Source organism: Pedobacter nototheniae (assembly GCF_004335085.1).
GTDB classification, from domain to species: Bacteria; Bacteroidota; Bacteroidia; order Sphingobacteriales; family Sphingobacteriaceae; genus Pedobacter; species Pedobacter nototheniae.
This window is the reverse complement of sequence record NZ_RQRS01000006.1, coordinates 68,559-89,690: the sequence shown is the minus strand read 5'-3', so window position 1 is coordinate 89,690 and position 21,132 is coordinate 68,559. Positions and strand designations below refer to the sequence as shown.

Genomic DNA, 21,132 nt, shown 5'->3' with positions numbered 1-21,132 from the left:
GTTTTAACGGGCTTTGGGATGGGCTTCCATGTATTTATAAAGCTCAACGCCTGACAGTAAAAAAGCGCCTACGCCATAAACTTCTGTACTATTTGCATCTACCTTATCCGGACTGGCTCCTATAGCTTGCACATAACCAAGTTTACCATCTTTATGAACAGCAGAAGTTAATGCCACCCACGATTTTTTAACCACGGGAAAATAAGTTTTTTCGTCCAACAAACCTTGGTTAAGTCCCCAGGCCATGGCATAACAAAAGAAACCCGTTCCGCTCATTTCTTTAATTGGGAAACTGGCAGGATCTAATAAAGACGCATGCCAACTGCCATCAGGCTGTTGCAGGCCGGCAATGCGACCAACCATATCTTTATATAGTTTTATAAATTTAGCTCTGTCCTGATGATTTTTAGGCATATTTTCCAATACACGCACCAAACCACCAAGCACCCATCCATTTCCTCTCGACCAGAACACTTTGGCACCATTTTTTTCCTTTTTATCGAAATAGCTTTCGTCTCTGAAATAAAGTTTCTCTGATGGATCGTATAAAAAATCAGTGGTTTTCCACCAAAGTTTGCTGGCCATATCTATGTATTTCTGATCACCGGTTGCGGTACTTAAATAGGCTAAAGATGGTGGTGCCATAAAAAGTGCATCGCACCATGCCCACTCTCTTTTTTGGATATTGTTTCTCCAATTCAGGGGTTCATCATGCGGGGCTGCTACAATACTATCTGCCAAAAGGGTAAATGGAGCAATCATTTTCTTTTCTTTATACTTGATGTATAGCTGCGCATAGGTTTGCCCAACGCAATAATCATCTGCATAAAAACGGAGGTGCCCCGTGTTCCAGCCAACATCATTGCCGATATCCATCAGTGTTTTAAGGTATTTTTCATTGCCTTTCATATTCCCAAGGGCAAAAATACCCGTATAACAAGCGCCATTGGTCCAGTCTGCTTTTCGGTGGTTAAAACCTTTTGTATCCCAGGTATTAATTTGCCAATCAGCTACGCGTTTCATCATTCTGGAAATATTGGCGATTTTAAAAGACGAATCCCTGCTATCAATGGTAGCTTTGGAAAAACCTGAAAACCAGTTTACGCATAGGATTACAGTGACAAAAAATATCAGTTTTATCTTTGAAAAATTCATTTGTGAGGTTTATTATATTATTATTTTACTTCTTCGATTTTTACTACAACACTTTTGCGGTTTGCGTTTACTTTAGGATTAAAACCAATCATCATTAAAAACTCACCCGAGTAAGTACTTTCACTATTGATATCGCTTTTGGTTTCCGGATATAGGTTAATTTCTGAAAGTTTATATTGTTTAGCTGCATCCAGACCTTTTAATTTAACTGGTTCTTTTGAGCCTTTATCATAACGGCCATTAACGAGATAATTAAACAGCACACCGGTTGATTTATCGGTATTGGTGTACATAACCGAGGCAACATCATTTTGCCATGGATCTGACAAACGATACTGATTGCCATGCCATACAATTTCTTTAATACCATTGTAAGCGCTCACTGCTTGTTGACAAAATTTAAGCTCCTTTTCATCAAGCTTGGCAATATCGATATCAAAACCCAATTTGCCCATCATAGCTACATCGGTTTTAAATTTCAGACTTTGTTTGCCCCAATCGGTAACATGGTTTGAACTTGCAATGGCCGGGAAAAAGTAAGAATATTCCCATTGGATAAAAATTCTTTCCATCGGGTCGGTATTATCGCTGGGCCAAAACTCGGTGAAATATTTTAAAGCAGCATAATCTACCCTGCCTCCCCCACCAGAGCACAGCATCATAGGCACTTTTGGATATTTAGCCCTAATTTTTTCCAAAACATTATATAAACCTTTAACGTACTCCAGGTAAAGATGGCTCTGGTTACTTAAATGGCTTGAATAGGCATTATAAATTACAGCATTACAATCCCATTTGATGTAGGCTAAATTTGGATTTTTGGTAAAAAGGTCATCAACAATACTGTAAACAAAATCCTGCACTTTTGGGTTGCTCAAATCTAAAACCAATTGGTTTCGGTACAACTTTTCCGGGCGCTGGGGTTGTTTAATTACCCAATCGGGATGTTTTTCATAAAGCTCGCTTTTAGGACTTACCATTTCGGGCTCTAACCAAATGCCAAACTTTACACCGTTTGCACTAGCCTCTTTTACCAATGCACTTATCCCATTAGGAAGTTTTTTCTTGTTTTCCTGCCAATCGCCAAGTGCGGCATTATCGCTGTTGCGGGGATATTTATTACCAAACCAACCATCGTCAAGCAAAAAAAGATCTACACCCAATTTTTTGGTATCGCTTAACAAGCGTGCTAACTTTTGCTCATTAAAGTCAAAAAAAGTTGCCTCCCAATTATTCAACAAAGTTAAACGGGAGCCATTCCCATCCAAAACACGATAATTTCTGGCCCAGTTCTGCAATTTCCTGCTTGCATCACCTTTTCCCGAATCAGAAAAAGTAAACAAAAATGCAGGTGTGGTAAAATCGGTATTTGGTTTTAACTCATAGGCGGCGGCATGATTATTTGCCCCGGCAATAATGCGCAGGTTATTCAGCGGATCAAGCTCTAGGTCAATTCTGAAATTACCAGACCATTCCATACTGCCATAAAGTACATCGCCATGATCTTCATCAGCTGGTTCATTTAACGAAAGCATGAAGGTTGGCGGCTGATACAGGTGCGCCCTTGTTCCTAATTTACTATCTAAAACCTTAATGCCATGAGTGAGTTTAGACTCTTCAGGTTGCATTTCTTTTGCCCAATCGCCATGGTATTGTTTTAGCCAAAAACCCTTTCCTTTTAGGTAAAGATTTGCAGATGCATATTTATCAAGCCTAACCGATTTCTTCTCATTGTGCCTGATATTGGTCCACTGTTCAACAACATCTTCATTGACATAAACCTTATAATTCAGGGTTACTTCAAATGGATAAACCGGATCTTTTAAGCGCACTGTGGTTAAAAGAACATTATTTTCCAGTGCTTTGGTTTCATAGCCAATATAGTGAAGATCAAGCGAAGTATTTCCATCGGCATGAACGACAGTTAAAGCTGGTTCGACCAGATTTTGCGATCCCGAGGTGGTATAGGCAGCATTTAAAACACCCGAGTAATCATCACCCTGCTGATATAAGGCTGCTATTTTATTATACTCTTCTTTATTGCCCAGTTTTTTCCCAAAATAAACCATCTTGAGCACACCGCCTTTATCGGCTTTTAAAACGATAGCGTTGTTTTTGCTTTCAATCGGAATTAAAGTTGATTGTGCTTTTGCGCCAAAAACAAAGAATACAGTGAATAGCAAAAGCAGCAGTTTTCGGAATTTTAATATTTGGTTATTCATCATTTTTGCTTTGCGTATTTATTTTTGATAAACCCTAATGTAGTCCACTTCAAACCTGACCGGAAACGTAGTTTTTGATGGGTCTCCCCCCTGCTTTCCGCCTATCGCCAAATCAAGCAACATGTAATGAGGTTGTTTAAAAGGATTAATACCTGTTCCATTTTGGTTAACCAGTTTATCCATTTCAACTTTACTGAGCAATTGATTATCCACATAGAGAGCAATACTGTTTTCGTCCCAATCCATGCGCCAGATATGAAATTTATCTGCCCAGGCTTTGCCTCCAAGCGAATCGATATCTTTTTCTACACTAAACCAGGCATCTTTTTTATGCTCACCCATATAGGCAATATTAGCCAAAAGTTTTTTGCGGTAATATTCCATGATGTCAATTTCGCCCGTAGCCGGCCAGGTACCTTTTGTACCTAAAGTCCACCAGGCAGGCCAGATCCCATCTCGAATATCAATTTTACCTCGCATCACAAAACGGCCATAAAGCCAGCTGTGTAAACCTCGGGTTTTAATACTCGATGAAGTATATTCTGCCTGTTTTCTGTTCTTTTTCCAATCGCTACTCCCTTCAACAAAATTTGGGTTAGTTTTATTTTCCCTCCTTGCCTCCAGCACCAGGTTCCCCTTTTCGCACCAGGCATTTTCTGGCTGGTACCATTGAAATTCTTCATTGCGCTCAAAACCCTGTTCAAAAGTCCATTTTGTTTTATCCGGAGCACCTTTATAATTAAATTCCTCTTTCCAAACCAGTTTATAGCCATCGCTTTCTAATTTAGGCGGTTTAATAATGGTTTGTTTTTGGGCAGATGAGAAGAATGCAACAGGTAAACTACAGCAAACGAACAAATACCTTAATGAATAATTTTTCATAATAACTTTAAATTTGAGGGCAAAATCACCTCATTTTATTTCTGTGCTCAGATTTATTTGTAATCGGTTAAGCTCAATGGAAATAATGTTGGATAAGTCCAGGCATAATCGTGTCGCGGATACATAATTGGTCTGTAAGGCGCAACAAAGGCTTCAAAGTCCTTACTGTGATAAATACCATTCATTGCTTCAAGCAAATTTGCCGGCCAAAAACCCGTTTCAGTATTTTTATTACCCGTTACAGGATTTTTAAACCAAGTCCACTCTGCAGGGTGCTGATTGTAATAAAGCAGGTAATCGAGTGCTTTTTTTACTGAAGTACCATCTTTTTCTAGGGCATAAAGATTTTCTCCAGTCTGGTTATAAATTACCCAAAAGGATGCTGAGATTGGCGCCAATGAAAAATACGTGTACCAAATTCCATTTCCCTGACGTTTAACCTCCTCAACCATGTGTCCATCAGGTGCAATTTGTTTGAACAGTTCATTTTTGATCATTTCAACATTTTTTTTAAAATCTTCCTGATCATTTAAATAAACATCAGCCAAAAGGGAAGCAAATCTCGACCAATCACCCGAATTATTATTTCGGTAACGGATGCTATTTGCCGCGTGGCGAAATACATTTTTTGTCCACCAGGTAAACTTTTCCTGGTCTGCGGCTTTCCAGTTTTTATTATTTTTTAGCAGTTCCGCAGCCATCATTATAGTCGTTCCAGAGTACGACATAACCAAAGAACCATCTAACAGGGAATATTTTTTATTTATTGTTGCCCATGAATTCAAAAAATAAATGGCTTTAACCGCATATTTAGTTTTGCCCGTTAACTGATAGGCCAAGGCACAGCTATAGGCAGAAAAGCCATCAACCTGCAGTGCCAGAGACGTTCTGCGGTGCCCTTCTTTATCAGCATAAAAACCTGGAATGCTAAAATCCTCAACCGCATGCTGATTAACGAGCAGTGCAGAATCAGCTTTAACAATAAGTGCATTAAAAGCGGTTAAAAAGGGTTCTTTTTTATGTTTGATCTGTGTTTTAACAAAATCGATTTGTTTTTGCGGATGCATCCCACCTGGTTTATCGTTTGCATAAAGCTTATTTTGAAAGCTGAGCCAGGATATGAGGCATAAGACAACAGAAAAAATTAGGTTCGGTTTAAGTTTGTTCATTGGTGTTGCTATTTGGTTAAATTACAATTTTGACTTGAGAATGTGATTATATTCCAATCCAAAATCGATATTTCGAAGATAATGCCTGTATATTTAAAACAAGGCATTTTAGGGCATACTTATTAAATGGAAACGTTCCCATTCTTTGGGAACGTTTCCAAACTGAATAGTTTTAGCATAAATAAGCCCGAAAGTTTGCACTTTCGGGCTGGAAATGGAGTTTTGAGAGTTAAACTATGTTATGAATGAGATTAAGCGCTAGTATCCGGGATTTTGCAACATCAAGGGCATTTTCTGAATTTCGGCCAATGGCAAAGGCAAAAGATACATCGCATCTCTAAAATTTAACGGTCGCGGCGCAGTACCAATGGTATGTTTGTAAGTATTGGTTGCACTTCTGGTAATAATATCAACACTGTTAAATCCTTTTAAAATGGTTGATGCAATTTTCCATCTTCTGATATCATTCCATCGGTGATCTTCAAAAGCAAGCTCAATACGGCGTTCGTTACGCACCACTTCACGCATTTCGGCTACTGTCATATTTGCTTTCAAACCGTACAGACCATCGCTTCCGGGTAAAATACCTGCACGCTCACGTAAGAGTTTTAATTTATCGTAAGCTTTCTCAGGCTGACCAGCCTCGGTTATGGCCTCAGCATAGTTAAGCAAAATTTCAGCATAACGAATGAGCGGCCAAGCTCTTTCTGTGGTACCTGAACTTGCATTGGTTAAGTTTTCATCAAGCATTTTACGTGAAAAATAACCAGTAAATTTATTTTGCGGTGTATAAGCGTCAGATGTGGTGTTGGCAATTGCAGAGCCTGTACTGGTGTAAGTAAATACCTGCGTTTTTACGCCCGTATTGCTGATGTAAGATAAGCCATTGTAAATCATTGAAAACTCGAACCGGGGATCGCGGTTTACATAAGGATCGTTTGCATTGTAAGTGGTGCTTTCTTTAATTGATTTACCATCACGCATTGGGAAAGCCTCGGCCAAACTCTGCGTAGGTTTCATTACACTGCTTCCCGATCTGGTTGGTGGCAAATAAAAAGTTTCAAACTCCTTTTGCACCGGGCGGTTATAGGCAAAAATATACTCACTGTTTACCCGTTTTAAAAACAACTGGTAAAAACCATTTCCAGGTCTGGTTACATTATCTACATTAAGCGAATATAATCCGGTGTTGATTAAGGCTTCTGCTGCATTTGCAGCAGCCATCCAACGGTTATTATCGATTGATGGATAACCAACCAACGGAAGTAGTGCCGGGCTGGTTGTTATTGCGCCTCCATTAAACAAAGGACTTGCCGCATAGAGCAAAACCCTAGATTTTAGCGCTAAACATGCACCACGGGTTACCCTTCCGTAATCAATATCTTTGTAAATTACAGTTGAAAGTTCAGTGGCAGCAGCATCCAGTTCTGAGGTGATGTAGTTTACACAATCACTAAAGCTATTTCTCGGAAGATTAATAATGTCGTTAATTCCAAAAACCTGATCATCAATAACCGGAACGCCACCAAATGCCACAATCATATAATGATAAAAATATGCCCTTAAAAAACGGGCTTCTCCACGTATTCTGTTTTTCATTGCGGCACTTAAAGGTGCATCAGGCAATTTTGAAAGCAATAAATTAATCCGGCGGATATTTTTATATGGTGTTGCCCAAAAATCTTTATCGGTGGCAAAGTTAGTTGAAACGTTATTTGGCCCAATTACGCCCTGAACATAGGAATCAGCCCAAACAGAAAGGTTATTATTACCTTCGGCATTATCAGTAGCCAATTCTGTATTACCCGTTCCACCGGCAGAGTTAAAACGTGATGGACCAAAACTGTAACCAGCATCAACGTAAATTCTGTTTAAAAAATTAATGGTCTGAATGCTATCTGTAAAAACAGCATTTTCATCTAAACCATTGGTTTTATCATCCAAAAAGCCAGATTTTTTACACGAAAATATAACCGTTGCAAGTAGCAATATTGTAATTATCTTTTTCATATCACTCAATTAAAAGGTAACGTTAATACCAAAATTCAAAATTCTTGTTGGTGGGTAAGGTAAATCAGCTGATGATTCTAATACCTCCGGATCCAGGTTATAAAGTTTATCCAGTTTAGTCCAGGTAAATAAATTATATCCGTTGGTGTAAAGCCTTAAGCCTTTCAATCTTAATTTACTCAGCAATTTCGGCCCTGCGGTATAGCTGATCTCGGCCGTTTTTAGCCTTAAATAATCGGCTGGAATTGCCCAAAAATCAGAATAAAAATCTCGTGGACTCTGACTCAAAGCCGTGGTATACAATTGTGGGTATTTTGCATTATTTCCAAGTTCTGGTGTCCAATGCTCCAGGTGAATAGGCAAAGCTTTACTTGCATTATGGTGAATAACCGCACCCTGTGCACTGGCCACAAAATTTGTAGCTCCCTGGAACAATACAGTAAGGCTAAAATTTTTATAAGATGTACTTAAAGTCAATCCAAGCGTAGTGGTTGGTAAATTGGTGTACCCAAAGTACGACCTGTCATTGACGTCAATTACGCCATCAGCATTTAAGTCTTTATATTTCAAATCGCCCGGGCGACCGCCTATTATTGGTTTTGGAACGGCTGGATCTGCGATATCGGCAACACTATAAAATTCGCCAGTCCAGTTGTACTTTAATACCGAACCGATAGATTGACCAGTTAGGGTTTGATATGAGTATGTTTGAACGGCCTCATCAGCAAAAACAATCTTATTTTTTGCCAAAGAGTAAGTACCGCGTACAGAATATCTCCAGTCGGTGCCAATATTATTATTGAAACCAAATTCTACTTCAAACCCTTTATTGTTTACTTTCCCTAAATTAACACGGGGCAGATTTTGACCGAAAACCGCTGAAACGGTTCCCCTTGTGGTTAAGATATCGTAACGGTTGTTGTTAAAATAATCAAATGATGCAGTGAATTTACGTTTGAACAGGGCAATATCAAGGCCAATATCCAATTTCTTTTCTTTCTCCCAGGTTACCTGATCGTTTCCTAATGTACCTTCGGTTGCAATTCCGTATGGATTATTAGGTGCTAAGCCAAAAAGCCCGGTTCCGCTACCTGCGGTATAAGATTGCAGGTATGCGTAAGTACCATCTGTTCCGTCTGCTCCTACTAGGCCGTAAGATGCACGTGCTTTAAAAAGATCGATAAACTTCAGGTTATCTTTAAAAACTTTCTCTTCCGCAATATTCCATCCTACCGATCCTGCGGGGAAGAACCCTAATCTTTTTCCAACGGCAAAACGATCGGTACCGTTGTAGGCGCCACTTACCTCCAAAATATACTTCTGTTTATAATCATAACCTAATCTGGCGGTATATCCCCTAAAATTTTCTGGAATGAAGTTGTAACGGTTCCCCTCAGCATTGTTTTGGTAGGATTTGCTGTTTTGATTGTATAAAAACAAACCAGTAACGTTATGATCGCCAAAGGAGCGGTTATAGTTTAAAATGGCTTGTAAGGTTAGCGAGCTATTGGTACTACTGGCAGGAGAAGTAAGTGCCGGAATACTGAGTCTGTATACGTTATCACGTTGTCCAAAATTATAATTACCCGTTACCGGATCGTAGATATAGGAAATAAAACCTGTACCACTGGTAGGGCGTTGCAAATTACGGGTATAAGCGTAAAGGTTCCGGTAAGCCAAAGTTCCTTTTACAGATAAACCTTTGGTAATGAAATCCAGTTTCTGAACTGCTGATGTAGCCAAATTTATATTATTTGAATAAGTACGGGAATAACCGTTATACATCAACCTACCAATAAGGTTATTGTTATTTCTTCCTGAGGAATTTCTTTGCCACAAACTGTAACCTAAACTTCCATCTGGATTATAAATTGGGTAATTAAAAGGCGCAGTTTCTGCTGTACGGCCTAAATCGCTAAATAAACTGTTAGCACTGGCATTGTTGGTGTTCAGTTCATCCACATTACCAAATAAGTCGAACTTAACATCCAGTGTTTTGGTTAGTTTAACATCAACATTAGAACGGTAATTGTAGCGTTTGTAATAAAACTGGCTGTTCAAATCTGCGCTGTAATCTTTTAACTGACCGCCCTGGTTCAGGTAGCCTACGGAAACAAAATATTTGGCTTTTTCGGTACCGCCAGTAATGTCAAAATTACCGCGGAGCTGTGGTGCAAACTTTTTTAATAAAATATCCGTCCAATCGTTATTTGGGTGCCCGTATGGGTCTGTTCCATTGCGATAAAGTTCTAAATCCTGATCAGAAAAAGTACGCACAAAATTCGGATTTGGATTAAGTGCATTTGTATTCACTTCGCCCTGATTAATAATTGATGCGGATTGATAGGCATCTAAATATTCGGGGCGGCGGGTTAACTGATTTAAACCATATTCTGCCTGAAAAGTAATTTGTGGTTTACCTACTTTACCACGTACCGTAGTAACCAAAATTACGCCGTTTGCGCCTTTAATACCATAAATTGATGTGGTAGAGGCATCTTTCAAAATACTTACCGACTCCACTTCATTCGCGTTAAGAGAAGAAAACTGATCATAAGTAAACTCAATATCATCAACCAAAATCAGTGGATTGTTATTCCCTACATAAGAACCTACCCCACGAACGTTAAAACTGGCACCATCCCTACCCGGCTGCCCGGAACGTTGCTGACTGCTAAAACCCGTTACCCTGCCTGCGAGTGTATTCTGCAAACTGGGAGATGGACTTTGCTTAATATCTTTACCACTTATTGCACTTACTGCACCGGTTAGGGTAAGTTTCTTTTTTTCTCCAAAACCTACAATAACCACCTCATCTAAATTGGTTTGATCTTCGCTTAAGGTTACCATAACATTGCTTAAACCTTGTACTGATACCTCTTTTGTGGCATAACCAACCATTTTAAGCGTAATTGTATTTCCTTCAACAGCTAACCTGAACCGACCATTTGCATCGGTTAAAGTTCCGTTTTTTGGATTGGTTTTATCAATTACGCTCACCCCCGGCAAACCGCCAGTTTTATCACTCACCTGGCCGGTAATTTCTCTTTTTTGTGCCATGGCCGAAAAGCCGAACACCAAAAGAAACACACTTAACATGTATATATATTTTCTCATTTCGTTCTTTTAAAAAATTAAAACCATGCAGTATTAGTAATAGCCCTCATTTTGTAGTAACCGTGTGTTTTTGGTAATCTCCGCGTAAGGAATCGGCATATGATAATATTTATTGCTGAAAACATTATCGCTTACATTTTGGAGTTCATAATTATAGGCAGAACCATTTTGGGTGATTTTTAAGCCCTGAAAACTTCCGGTTAAAGCCGATGCCAATTTCCAGCGGCGGATATCGAAGAAACGGTGTTCTTCAAAACTAAGCTCAATTCGGCGTTCATTTCTGATCAAATCCCTCAATTGCTCCTGCGTAATGCCTACACTAATGCCATAACGGTTGCCAGTACCTGCAGTAATCCCTGCCCTTGCTCTGATTAAAATCAGCTGCTTAACGGCATCTTCTACCCGGTTTACTTCATTTAAAGCCTCTGCATAATTCAATAAAACCTCTGCAAACCTGAAATATGGAAAGTTGTGACTTTGGTTGGAATAGGTGGTTGAGGTAGAAAAATCGGCCATAAACTTTCTTAAGTAGTAAGAAGTTCTGGTTTGTGTTTTAAAAGCCTGATTCGGTTTATCCAAACCACCTTCGAAAGTTTGCACTGGCCGGCCCAGCCATGCGGTGCTATTGTAAAAAATAATCGCTTTTAATCTTGGATCGCGGTTATCATATTGTGTGGCCGCGGTCTGCGTTCCTGTATAGGCCGAGCCATTTAAATTTGGAAAAGCATTCACCAAATTTTGTGTCGGACTGGTACGGCCGTTACTAGCAGTTGGCGCTACATAACCTACTGGAGCATTGGCATTTTCGATTACTGTTGAATTAGCAGATTGTTTTGAAAAAATAATATCGGTATTAATTTTCGTGGTAAAAACTGCAGCATAAGTTGTTGTCCCAGTTCCGGCAGGAAGCTTGTAATAACCTTTTGCAATAATGGCCTCAGCAGCGTTAATAACTTGCGTCCATCGGTTTTGATCGGCATTTAAATATCCTGTTAATGATTTTAAGGTACTGTTGGATTCAACACCACCACCATTAAAAAGCGGACTTGCTGCATATAGGTAAAGCCTGCATTTTAAAGCCAGTGCAGCCTCTGCTGGTACCCTGCCAAATTCTGCAGCAATAACGGTAGATCCATTTGGCAGATTTGCTGCCGTATAATCGCATTCGCCTGAAATATAATCTACACATTCTGCAAATGTATTACGGGGAAGGTTCAGATCATTTTCTAGATTAAAAACCTGATCACCAATCAGGGGAATACCACCATAACGTTTTAAAAGTTCGAAGTAAGCAAAGGCACGCAAAAAACGAGCCTCGGCAACCTGACGCTGCCTGATGGCATCAGCAATTGGCACGATACCAATATTTTTCAAAAACACATTACACCGGCGGATGATGGTGTAACTGTTGCTCCAGTTGTTATCAGGATAATTAGCCGCGGTTAACTGTCCGTTGGTAAATAAGCTGATGTTAGAACGGTTTGAAGAAGGTACAGCATCATCAGTTGCCGCATCTAATAAATCGCCATCTATCCTGTTAAATCCTGCCGGAAGAAAAGAATAAATCCCCAGAAGATATGCAGTAGAAAGTGTTCCGGTTTTATCTGAAGGATCGAAAACATCAGTTTCTGTTGTTCGCTCTTCAGGTTCATTTTCAAATTTCTTGCATGATGACGATACCATCGTCAACGCTATGATTAATAAACTCAATATTTTTTTCATAACTATAATTGAATGTTTACGCCCACATTAAATACTTTTCCAATGGGATAAGCCCCTGTATAATTTTCTGGATCAGCACCATTAAACGTATCCGAACTCCAGGTGTAAAGGTTAAGTCCGTTTAAGAATACCCTTGTTGATTTTAAGCCGATTTTTTTCATTGCCGATACCGGAATGGTATAGCCCAACTCTATGGTTTTTAAGCGGATGTAATTTCCACTCCGTAACCAGTACGATGAACTTACAAAGTTATTTTGTGCACCATTTCTCGGGCCTGAGCTTGTAGTAAGCCTAGGATAAGTTGCCGTAGCAGCAGTTGTAGGGGTCCACCTGTTTAACTGAGTTTCATAAGCTTGTGCCGTGCCGTTTTGAAACTCGCGGTACGCATTTCCTGATAGGTAAACCTGCTGATTCAATACGCCCTGAAAGAGCGCACTGAAATCAATTCCTTTAAAGTTAAAACCAATTTGGGTGCCCAGAAAAACAGTTGCTTTTTCTGAACCAAATGTGGTTTGGTCAAACTGATTAATCACTCCATCCCCATTTAAGTCACGATATTTAATATCGCCGGGTTGCGGTGTATAGCCCTCAATGGTTGGATAACCTGTAATTTCCTGTTGGTTCTGGAATAATCCCTCCGCAATATAACCATAGTTTTGCCCTACCGGATGACCAGTTTTGTACATCCAGCTATAACGTTGACTGGCTTCTGCAGCGTAAATTAATTTTGAGTTCTGCAGACTTGCATTTGCACTAACGAAATAACCAAAATCCCTAAACTTCTGCGACCAGTTGATCTGTGCATCCCACCCGTAATACCGCTGTTTGCCAATATTTTCTTCAGGATACGAGATGCCTAGCAGGCCAGAATTATTTCCTCGCACAATGCTTAAATCGCTGTAATCATTTGAATAATATTCGAGGTTAAAGGAGAACTGGTTTTTAAATAAAGCTGCATCCACGCCTACATTAAAGAGTTTTGCTTTTTCCCAGGTAAGGTTTGGATTAGCCAGATAAGATTCGCCAACAGTTGTTCCTGCTGCTGCACTCGATCCGAAATAAGAAACCGGTGTAGCATTATAAACCTGCATATAGGTATAATACGCCGAGTTATTTTTACCGCTCTTACCGTAAGAGGTATAAAGTTTCAGATTGTTTAACCAGGTTAAATCTTTTAGAAATTCTTCTTTATTGATGTTCCAGCCTAAACCCGCAGCAGGGAAGAAACCATATTTAAAACCGCCATTATTAGGATAACGGTTAGCGCCATTCTGGGCAAATGATACTTCTGCCAGGTATTTCTCGTCGAAATTATAAGCCACATGACCCGAAATGCCCTGAATGGTGTAGGGTAGATTGGTGCCATTTACCAAATTATCCCGGTTAGCTAAAAGCACCGCATCAAAACCATGTTTCCCGAAAGTATGGTTATAGCCAACCGAAAACTCCTGAAAATCTGAACGGTTCTGAAAACCAATGGAGTTAGTATTGATCTGATCGCTGTTTGTACCAAACTGTCGGTAGGTAAGTTGGCCTGCGCCTGAAATGCCGTTAGGCTCAAAAACGGCAAACGATTTGGTCCTAACCAGGTTTTCGTTAAGGTTGCTAAAAAATGAAGCCCTAACCTTTACCCACATGCCTTTGGTTAAATCATCCAAAGTGTGTTTCAGGTAAACATCGGTTAAAACGGTACGCGTGTTAATTAAAGAGTAACCAGAACTGATGCTCTGTGCTAAAATATTATTGGTAAACTGTGATGAACCGCCATAACTGCCATTGGCATTATATACAGGATAAGCACTGTTTGGTGTAGCTAAAAGAGATGAAAAGATATTGTCTGCAGCCGCATTTCCGGGGTTATTTTTATTTAAAATCCTCCCCTGAATGTAAATTCCCGCAGTGATTTTATCGGTTAGGTTTACATCTACATTGGAACGGATAAAATATCCTTTTACACCAGCGTTTGTACTGTAGTTACTATTCAGATCGCTGGTTTTTAAAAAACCATCCTGACTGATGTGCTCTAGGTTGATAAAATATTTAACATAGTTATTGCCACCACTGGTATTTAAATTGTAACGGGCTATTGCTGCCGAATTTTTAAGTACCTGGTCCCTCCAATCTACATTTGGATACAAGTATGGGTTACTGCCAGATTGGAAACCATTTAAAGCAGCCTGACTAAAACCATTGCTGGCAACGGATAAGCCATCGTTCACAATAGCCTCATTATACAACTGCGCATAATTATAGGCATCAAGCGGATTTGAAATGAGATTTTGCAGAGGTTTTTGAGTTCCCCATTGCCCTGTAAAACTAATTTGCTGCTTACCGGGCGTCCCTTTTTTAGTTACAATTGAAATGGCGCCTCCTGATCCTCTAACACCCAGCATCGCAAGCGATACGGCATCTTTTAATACCGTAACCGATTCGATTTCTTCCATACTGATCTCGGTTACCGAACGCGGAATACCATCTATAAAGATCAGTGGAGTTTGCCCCCGCAAGCGGTAAGAGAAACCTTCATTTAGCGGCTCTCCATTGCCCTGTGAAACAGATAAGCCTGCCAACCGACCTGCAAGAGCCATTGGATAGGCAACAACCGGCGTGGTATTAAATTCTTTCCCCAACACCATTGCCGATGAGGTGGTTGATATTTTTTTTGGGGTGTTGAAATAAATAAGCTGTTTTAAATTCCTCAATGAATCATTGAGAAGGGAATCGTTCGTTAACTGTTGGCGTGGCTTAACTACTGCTATTTCTTGTGCGCTAATACCGCCGGCATAAATAAAAAGACAGCATAGCGATGCCATAAATGGTTTTATAAAAATCGACATGGTTAGTTTAATTTTTAAAAGTTTAAGGGATAATGTTCCGTTTTGATTTCCGGTTGGAAAGACCGATTACATACACTTATATCTTGGCGGAAAAATAAGGTAAAGCAGAAACATTCTTGTAGTAAAGTTCTCTCATAATATTTGGTTATTGGATTTGGTTAAAATCTATATACCAAAGATATTCAGCTTTTGATTTTGGGTATTATAATGTGCAGATTAAATTTTATGAGAACGTTCCCAAAAAATGGGAACGTTCTCATAAATCGATAAACCACTAACAATCAATACAAAAAAGAATGAGCAGACTTACAGATTTTTTAATTATGACCTAGCTTTAATCACATTATAAACAATGTCTTGCTTTTTTAAAGTGGTTGGTTAAGCAAATTATCCATTACCAATCATCAGTTCTAAATGGCGAGGCAGGCAATCCCTCCACACTATAAAGTTCTCCCACGCACCAATCTTTAAAAGCGTACCTCACAGCTACAGGCTGCTTAACTTCGGCACTAACCAGAATCACTTTATTATCTTTTATCTTTGCCAATGCCGGATGAAAAACTTTATCGTTGCCCGCAACTTCAAACTGTGTTATTTTTGTTCCATAAGCCGTCATTCCCAATGGGATACCTGAAAATTTAACCGTCACCGTATCCTGTTTAACTTGCATGGACTGGTATCTTGGTCCGCTGAATGCAATCCCATTTTTATGGTAGGTTTTAGCAAGGGCCAAATAAGCCAGTCTTTTTGCTACAACTGTTTTATTGGCAGGATGAATATTGTGTTCTTCACCGGCATCGATAGAAATGGCCATACCGGAGTTTTCCAAAGTATCGGCTAATTTCAATTGTGCCTCTCTTAAAAGAGGTACAGAAAGAGCAGGTTCTTTACCATAATCCATAGGTGCCAGCTGCACACCATAAAAAGACCAAGCACCTATGCCCCACTCTTTTCGCCAAAGGTTTACCATTGCCATTTGCAAAGCCAGATAATCCTGATGGTTGTGCCGGTTTTGTTCGCCCTGATACCAGATTACGCCAGCAATGTTGTACCCAATTATTGGTTTAACCATCGCGTTGTAAAGATTACCCGGTGTTTGATGATTGGCTTTAGATATTGCCCGATCAGAGGTTAGGCGATCGCCTAAAAGGTTTTCGATCACTATTTTATCTGTCCAGGCCTCAATTGGAGAACCACCCCAAGTGGTTTGAATTATCCCAACAGGTACCCCTAAATGTTTTTGTAAAAAATTGGCAAACTGATAACCAACGGCACTAAAAGTACTTGCCGAGCTGGCATCAGCCTGCTCCCAACTTCCTTTAACATCTGATTTTGGCGTGGCTGAGAATGCCTTTTCAACATGGAACAACCTTAAATTTGGGTTTGGGGCATCCATTAAAATATCTATTGAATTGGTAATGGGTAAACCGCCATAACCTTTCACTGGCATATCCATATTCGATTGGCCGGAACAAACCCACACCTCACCAATTAAAACATCGCTTAAAATAATCTTATTTTCCTGATCAATATTGATGGAATATGGTCCACCAGCAGAAGGTGTTGCAAGCAAGGTTTGCCAGTTTCCATTTTCTAAAGGCTTAACCTGATAGGTTTTATGATCCCAGGAAGTTTTAATCCGGATTGATTTCTTACCCGTAGAAAAACCCCATATTTTCACATTGGTTTTTTGTTGTAAAACCATCCCATTGGCAAATAACGCAGGTAATTTTACTTCGGCCTGTGCAGTAAATGCCGAGATAAAAAGTAAACATAAGATGCAGTTCCGTAATTTCATGATTAAGCTTTAATTGTATTTTTATTTAGAGTTACCTTATAAATGGCCAATGCAGCAATAAAAATGACCGCACCCACGCTAATAATCACACTAGAATAGCCTCCGGCTAAAATCCCCAAACAAACAATTCCTAAGCCAACTACGGCCATTGAAATTGCAATTACCCTGATACCGAATACATTCTGCTTTTCGGCTGCGAAATGCGAATCAGAATCTTTTGGAAAGTTTTCTTTTATTTTTAAGTGTTTATCTTCTTCCATTTTAACCGCTTTTTCGGCAACAAAACCACGGCTTAAATAGTAAAATTCAAAAATCAATAACAACCCAATTGGAATGCCCACTCCTAAAACGGTTTCCATGGTACGGCTCAATTTCAAATCGAACAAAGATGGCGAGATCACTTTAAAAAACAGGTTAATAATTAAGGAACTGATGGTTACGGTTACCACAGATAATCCTGTTTGTCTTTTCGAAAAAAGTGTCCAGATGATGGGTGCAAACAAAGCGCCACCGGCGATGGAGGCTGTACTTAATACCACTTCAACGATTCCACCTGCACTCGGTATCCACATGGCAACCAAAATGGTCAATACACCGAAAATCAGAGTAAACAATCGGGCCATCCAAATCACCTGCTTTTCAGAGGCTGAGGGACGCATCAGGTTTTTATAAATATCCTGCGCAAATACCGTTGCAGCCATATTTATTGTGGTATTTGCCTTACTTGATGTTGCCGAAACCATACCAGCCAAAACCAATCCGATTAAGCCTGCGGGCATTACTTTCTGAATCAGCATCATATAAGCATCTTCGGTTTGTAAACCCTGCAAATTTGGATTGATGATCCGATAAATCATTGGCGGCAGCATCCAAATAACCGGACTGACGAAATAAAGGATGGTAAAAATCCCCGCTACCTTTTTCGAGTTCTTTTCATCTTTTACACTGGTATAACGCTGTACATAAGACCAGTTTCCACCGATATAAAAGGTTTGATATACAATAAAGGCGAGCATAAAACCATAAGTATAATCGTCGTTAAAAGGCTCAAAAAAATGAGCCGGGGCTTTCGCAATCAGATTATCAAAACCGCCAATCTGTGCAAAGGCAATTGGGATTACGATAACAACAGCCGCGGAGAGGATTACAAATTGGACCACATCTGTAACCAGAACGGCCCAAAGCCCTCCCGCTGCTGTGTAGAGCACGATAATTAAACCAATGATTAGAATGCAGGTATTTACGGGTAAATCTGTAGCTACATGAACCATTTTACCCACCGGATAAAGTACCGCAGCGGTTGTAAAAAGGCTTAAAAGCAAAGTCATGTAGGTATAAAATTGTTTCTCCTTATCGCCAAAACGCTTACCTATGAATTCAGCAGCGGTAGCCACCCCTGTTTTTTTCCATTTGGCGGCAATAAAAAGCATAACAATGAAACCACTGATGGCCATAGTTAGCTGAATGGCATTGGCCACTACACCATATTTATAGGCTATAGAACCCCAAACCACAAAAGTACCCGCAGAGAAATAACTGATAAACAGTGAAAGTCCGTTAATCCACCAGGGAGTTTCGCCACCAGCCTCAAAAAAGGCCTGTCCGTTTTTACTTCCTACACGGGTAAAGGTTAACCCGATAGCGAAAATTAACAGGGCAAAAATACCCATTACTATAAAATCCAGTTTTACCATTATATCTTATTTTGATCGGCATAGCAACGAACAGCGAATAAAGCTGCTGGAATGTTTCCTGAGGGATGCTGGAGCTCAATAGTTAAATTTTTAGTTACAATTTCTTTATCAAAAGTAATCTGATTACGCGTTTGATGGTTATTTTTTTGTTCAAAAATGATTTCGCCTTTATCATTTTTAATGAGATAATTCTGCACGCAGAACGGCATTATGTTTTCCGGATGCGTCATTAAAACAGATTCCATTGGATGATCAAAATCACTGTCAAACCAAAGATCAATTTTTTTGATGGCTTGTGCAGTTTCCCATGATAAATTAACCGCTGGTTGCGGATCGTTTAGTGCGGCAATCCATGCATTTGGCTGAGAAACTGGCCGATCAATACCATTTACTAAGTTTTCTACAGCAAAAACATGCTGTGCTGCTGAAATCCCTATAGCCAGATTTTGACCATTTGGGCGGCGTTGCGGACACCAGAATTCAAATTCATCAACACCTGTTCCCGCTGGAGGAACCTGCTTTCCATTGTTAGAAACAGCTTTATTTTTAGAATTAAATACCGATAAAACACCAGTTAAACGTTTAGCTGTAAAGCCCATTTCTACATCTGGATTACCGGCAAACATCAGGTATACATAATCATCTGTATTGATTTCAGCATCAAAATCGATTTCGACGATCTGCTTTCCTTTTTTTACTGTAATATTCTTTTGCCCTATTATTTCATCTGGCGTAAAGTTCCCCTTTTTGCCTGAAATCCTCAACTCTATTTCAATTTTGGTATCAAGTAATGCATTAAGCTGCACGGTAAATATTGGCAATTTGCCTGCTTTTACAGGAAACATTTGTGCCGATGGAACTGCAAGGGATTTCCAAAGATCAACCTGATCAAACCCTTTAAACTGATATTCGCTTGTTGCAGTTAAATCTGCATGCAGAGCAAGATCATTTTCATCTGCCAATGTAAATTCAGGAATAAATTGCCCTTCTCTGATGAGGTTCTGCTGCAATTTTTTCAGGTTTTCGGTTGCGAGTAAATCCTTTGGAAGAAGATTTTCTTTGACGCACATTGCAGCGGCCATCCCCGCAGACTGACCAATGTAAGCACAGGTGGCCATTACACGTGTAGCTCCAAATGCTACATGACTTACGCTAATAATACGTCCGGCGAGGAATAAATTTTTAATGTTTTTACTATAAATGGAACGGTATGGAATCTGAAAAATCCCTTTACTATGCCATTGATTACAACCCGGGCGTTCACTATAAACACCATCAGCGGGATGTAAATCAATAGACCACCCGCCAAAAGCAATGGCATCATGGTGTTTACGCTGCTCCACCAGGTCATGTTGGGTCAGGATGTAATCGCCTTCAAACCTGCGGCTTTCTCTTTTACCAGGGATGGTTCCAACCCATTCTAAGGTGAGGTTTTCGGCCTCAGGAAAATCTCCTGAATTTTTAATATGGTTCCAAACTCCATAAACCACTTTCCAAAGTTCCCATTTAATTTTTTCGGTATCATGCACCGTATCTAATCGCCCGCCAAACTCTACCCACCATAATTTACAACCAAACTCGTTTGCATTAAAGTTACGGAAACGTGGAATTTGAGTAATATCATTTAAAGCAAAAGATGGTGGGATAAATTTTACAGGCTTACCTGTATCCTTGCTATAAAAGTAAAGAGAGTGACCCAAAAGTTCGCCATATTCTTCGTTAGGTGCCATTCCTTCATTAAACTCTTCTTTAGGTTCGGCCCCCATTCTAAAGGCTGCACCAGAGAGAAAACCAACGATTCCATCGCCTGTAGCATCACAAAAAAGTGGCGCAGACAACTTGTAAGCGGTAGAGTTTTGACTGCAAAAAGCCTGAAGGGATTCGATAGTATCGTTATCTTTTTTATTTACCCCATAAACAGCCGTATTGAGCAACAAGTGGATATTGGGTTCTTGTACCACTTTATCCAACAAAATCATATCCAAAATTATAGGGTTTCCCTCTGGGTTACGAAAGGTATTTTCGACCAAAATTTCATCGATTACGCCACCCTCACGTGCCCAACGGTTATTATTGCCCATATGTGAAGTAGCACCCAGAATCCACAGGCGTACCTCACTTGATGAATTACCACCCAATACTGGCCGATCTTGTACTAAAATAACCTTTATCCCCTGTCTGGCAGCGGTAATGGCACTACAAACGCCCGATAAACCTCCACCGGCAACAACCAGATCAGCGGACAAATCGATCTGATTTAAATATCTTTTTAAAGATGGTTCTTCTCGTTTCATGAAATATCTCTCGAATATGCAGGTACTGTATTTGGTTAGGCAGCACCCCACAAAATTTTTAATTGATTTCGAAGATATTTATATTTTAAATCGGGATGAGCGGCAAAACCTGCCAAAATATTTTGGGAACGCTCCCGAAAATTGGGAACGTTCCCTTTATTGGAGTTGATTATTGTCCCAAATTTAGTTTAACAGATTTTAAAGAAATTATGCTTTGCTTCTTTTAAAGTCG

At 39.7% G+C, this 21,132-nt stretch carries 11 protein-coding genes; all 11 read right to left on the bottom strand.

The window, feature by feature from the left end; genetic code table 11:
* Window positions 1-3: 3 nt before the first annotated feature.
* Window positions 4-1,155, bottom strand: a complete 1,152-nt coding sequence (locus EHC72_RS07280) for a glycoside hydrolase family 88/105 protein (protein ID WP_131537016.1) — start codon at window positions 1,153-1,155, stop codon at window positions 4-6.
* A gap of 20 nt (window positions 1,156-1,175) precedes the next feature.
* Window positions 1,176-3,338, bottom strand: coding sequence for an alpha-galactosidase (locus tag EHC72_RS07275; RefSeq protein ID WP_246029397.1), 2,163 nt, complete (start codon window positions 3,336-3,338; stop codon window positions 1,176-1,178).
* 57 nt (window positions 3,339-3,395) lie between these two features.
* Window positions 3,396-4,259 (bottom strand): glycoside hydrolase family 16 protein, encoded by an 864-nt coding sequence (locus tag EHC72_RS07270; RefSeq protein ID WP_131537015.1) that lies wholly within the window; start codon window positions 4,257-4,259, stop codon window positions 3,396-3,398.
* Window positions 4,260-4,312: 53 nt separating this feature from the next.
* Window positions 4,313-5,428 carry an alginate lyase family protein gene (locus EHC72_RS07265; RefSeq protein WP_131537014.1) on the bottom strand — a complete coding sequence of 372 codons (1,116 nt, stop codon included), beginning with the start codon at window positions 5,426-5,428 and terminating at the stop codon, window positions 4,313-4,315.
* Window positions 5,429-5,686: 258 nt separating this feature from the next.
* Window positions 5,687-7,438, bottom strand: a complete 1,752-nt coding sequence (locus EHC72_RS07260) for a RagB/SusD family nutrient uptake outer membrane protein (RefSeq protein ID WP_131537013.1) — start codon at window positions 7,436-7,438, stop codon at window positions 5,687-5,689.
* A gap of 9 nt (window positions 7,439-7,447) precedes the next feature.
* Window positions 7,448-10,555, bottom strand: a complete 3,108-nt coding sequence (locus EHC72_RS07255) for a SusC/RagA family TonB-linked outer membrane protein (RefSeq protein ID WP_131537012.1) — start codon at window positions 10,553-10,555, stop codon at window positions 7,448-7,450.
* Window positions 10,556-10,588: 33 nt separating this feature from the next.
* Window positions 10,589-12,277, bottom strand: coding sequence for a RagB/SusD family nutrient uptake outer membrane protein (locus tag EHC72_RS07250; RefSeq protein WP_131537011.1), 1,689 nt, complete (start codon window positions 12,275-12,277; stop codon window positions 10,589-10,591).
* Between the two features lie 2 nt (window positions 12,278-12,279).
* Window positions 12,280-15,114: a SusC/RagA family TonB-linked outer membrane protein gene (locus EHC72_RS07245; protein WP_131537010.1), complete on the bottom strand. Its 2,835-nt coding sequence runs from the start codon at window positions 15,112-15,114 to the stop codon at window positions 12,280-12,282.
* Window positions 15,115-15,508: 394 nt separating this feature from the next.
* Window positions 15,509-16,912 carry a sialate O-acetylesterase gene (locus EHC72_RS07240; RefSeq protein ID WP_131537009.1) on the bottom strand — a complete coding sequence of 468 codons (1,404 nt, stop codon included), beginning with the start codon at window positions 16,910-16,912 and terminating at the stop codon, window positions 15,509-15,511.
* A 2-nt stretch (window positions 16,913-16,914) separates the two neighbouring features.
* Window positions 16,915-18,606, bottom strand: a complete 1,692-nt coding sequence (locus EHC72_RS07235) for a sodium:solute symporter family protein (protein ID WP_246029396.1) — start codon at window positions 18,604-18,606, stop codon at window positions 16,915-16,917.
* Window positions 18,606-20,900, bottom strand: a complete 2,295-nt coding sequence (locus EHC72_RS07230; RefSeq protein WP_131537008.1) for an FAD-dependent oxidoreductase — start codon at window positions 20,898-20,900, stop codon at window positions 18,606-18,608. The genes EHC72_RS07235 and EHC72_RS07230 overlap by 1 nt, the downstream gene beginning before the upstream one ends.
* Window positions 20,901-21,132 lie beyond the last annotated feature (232 nt).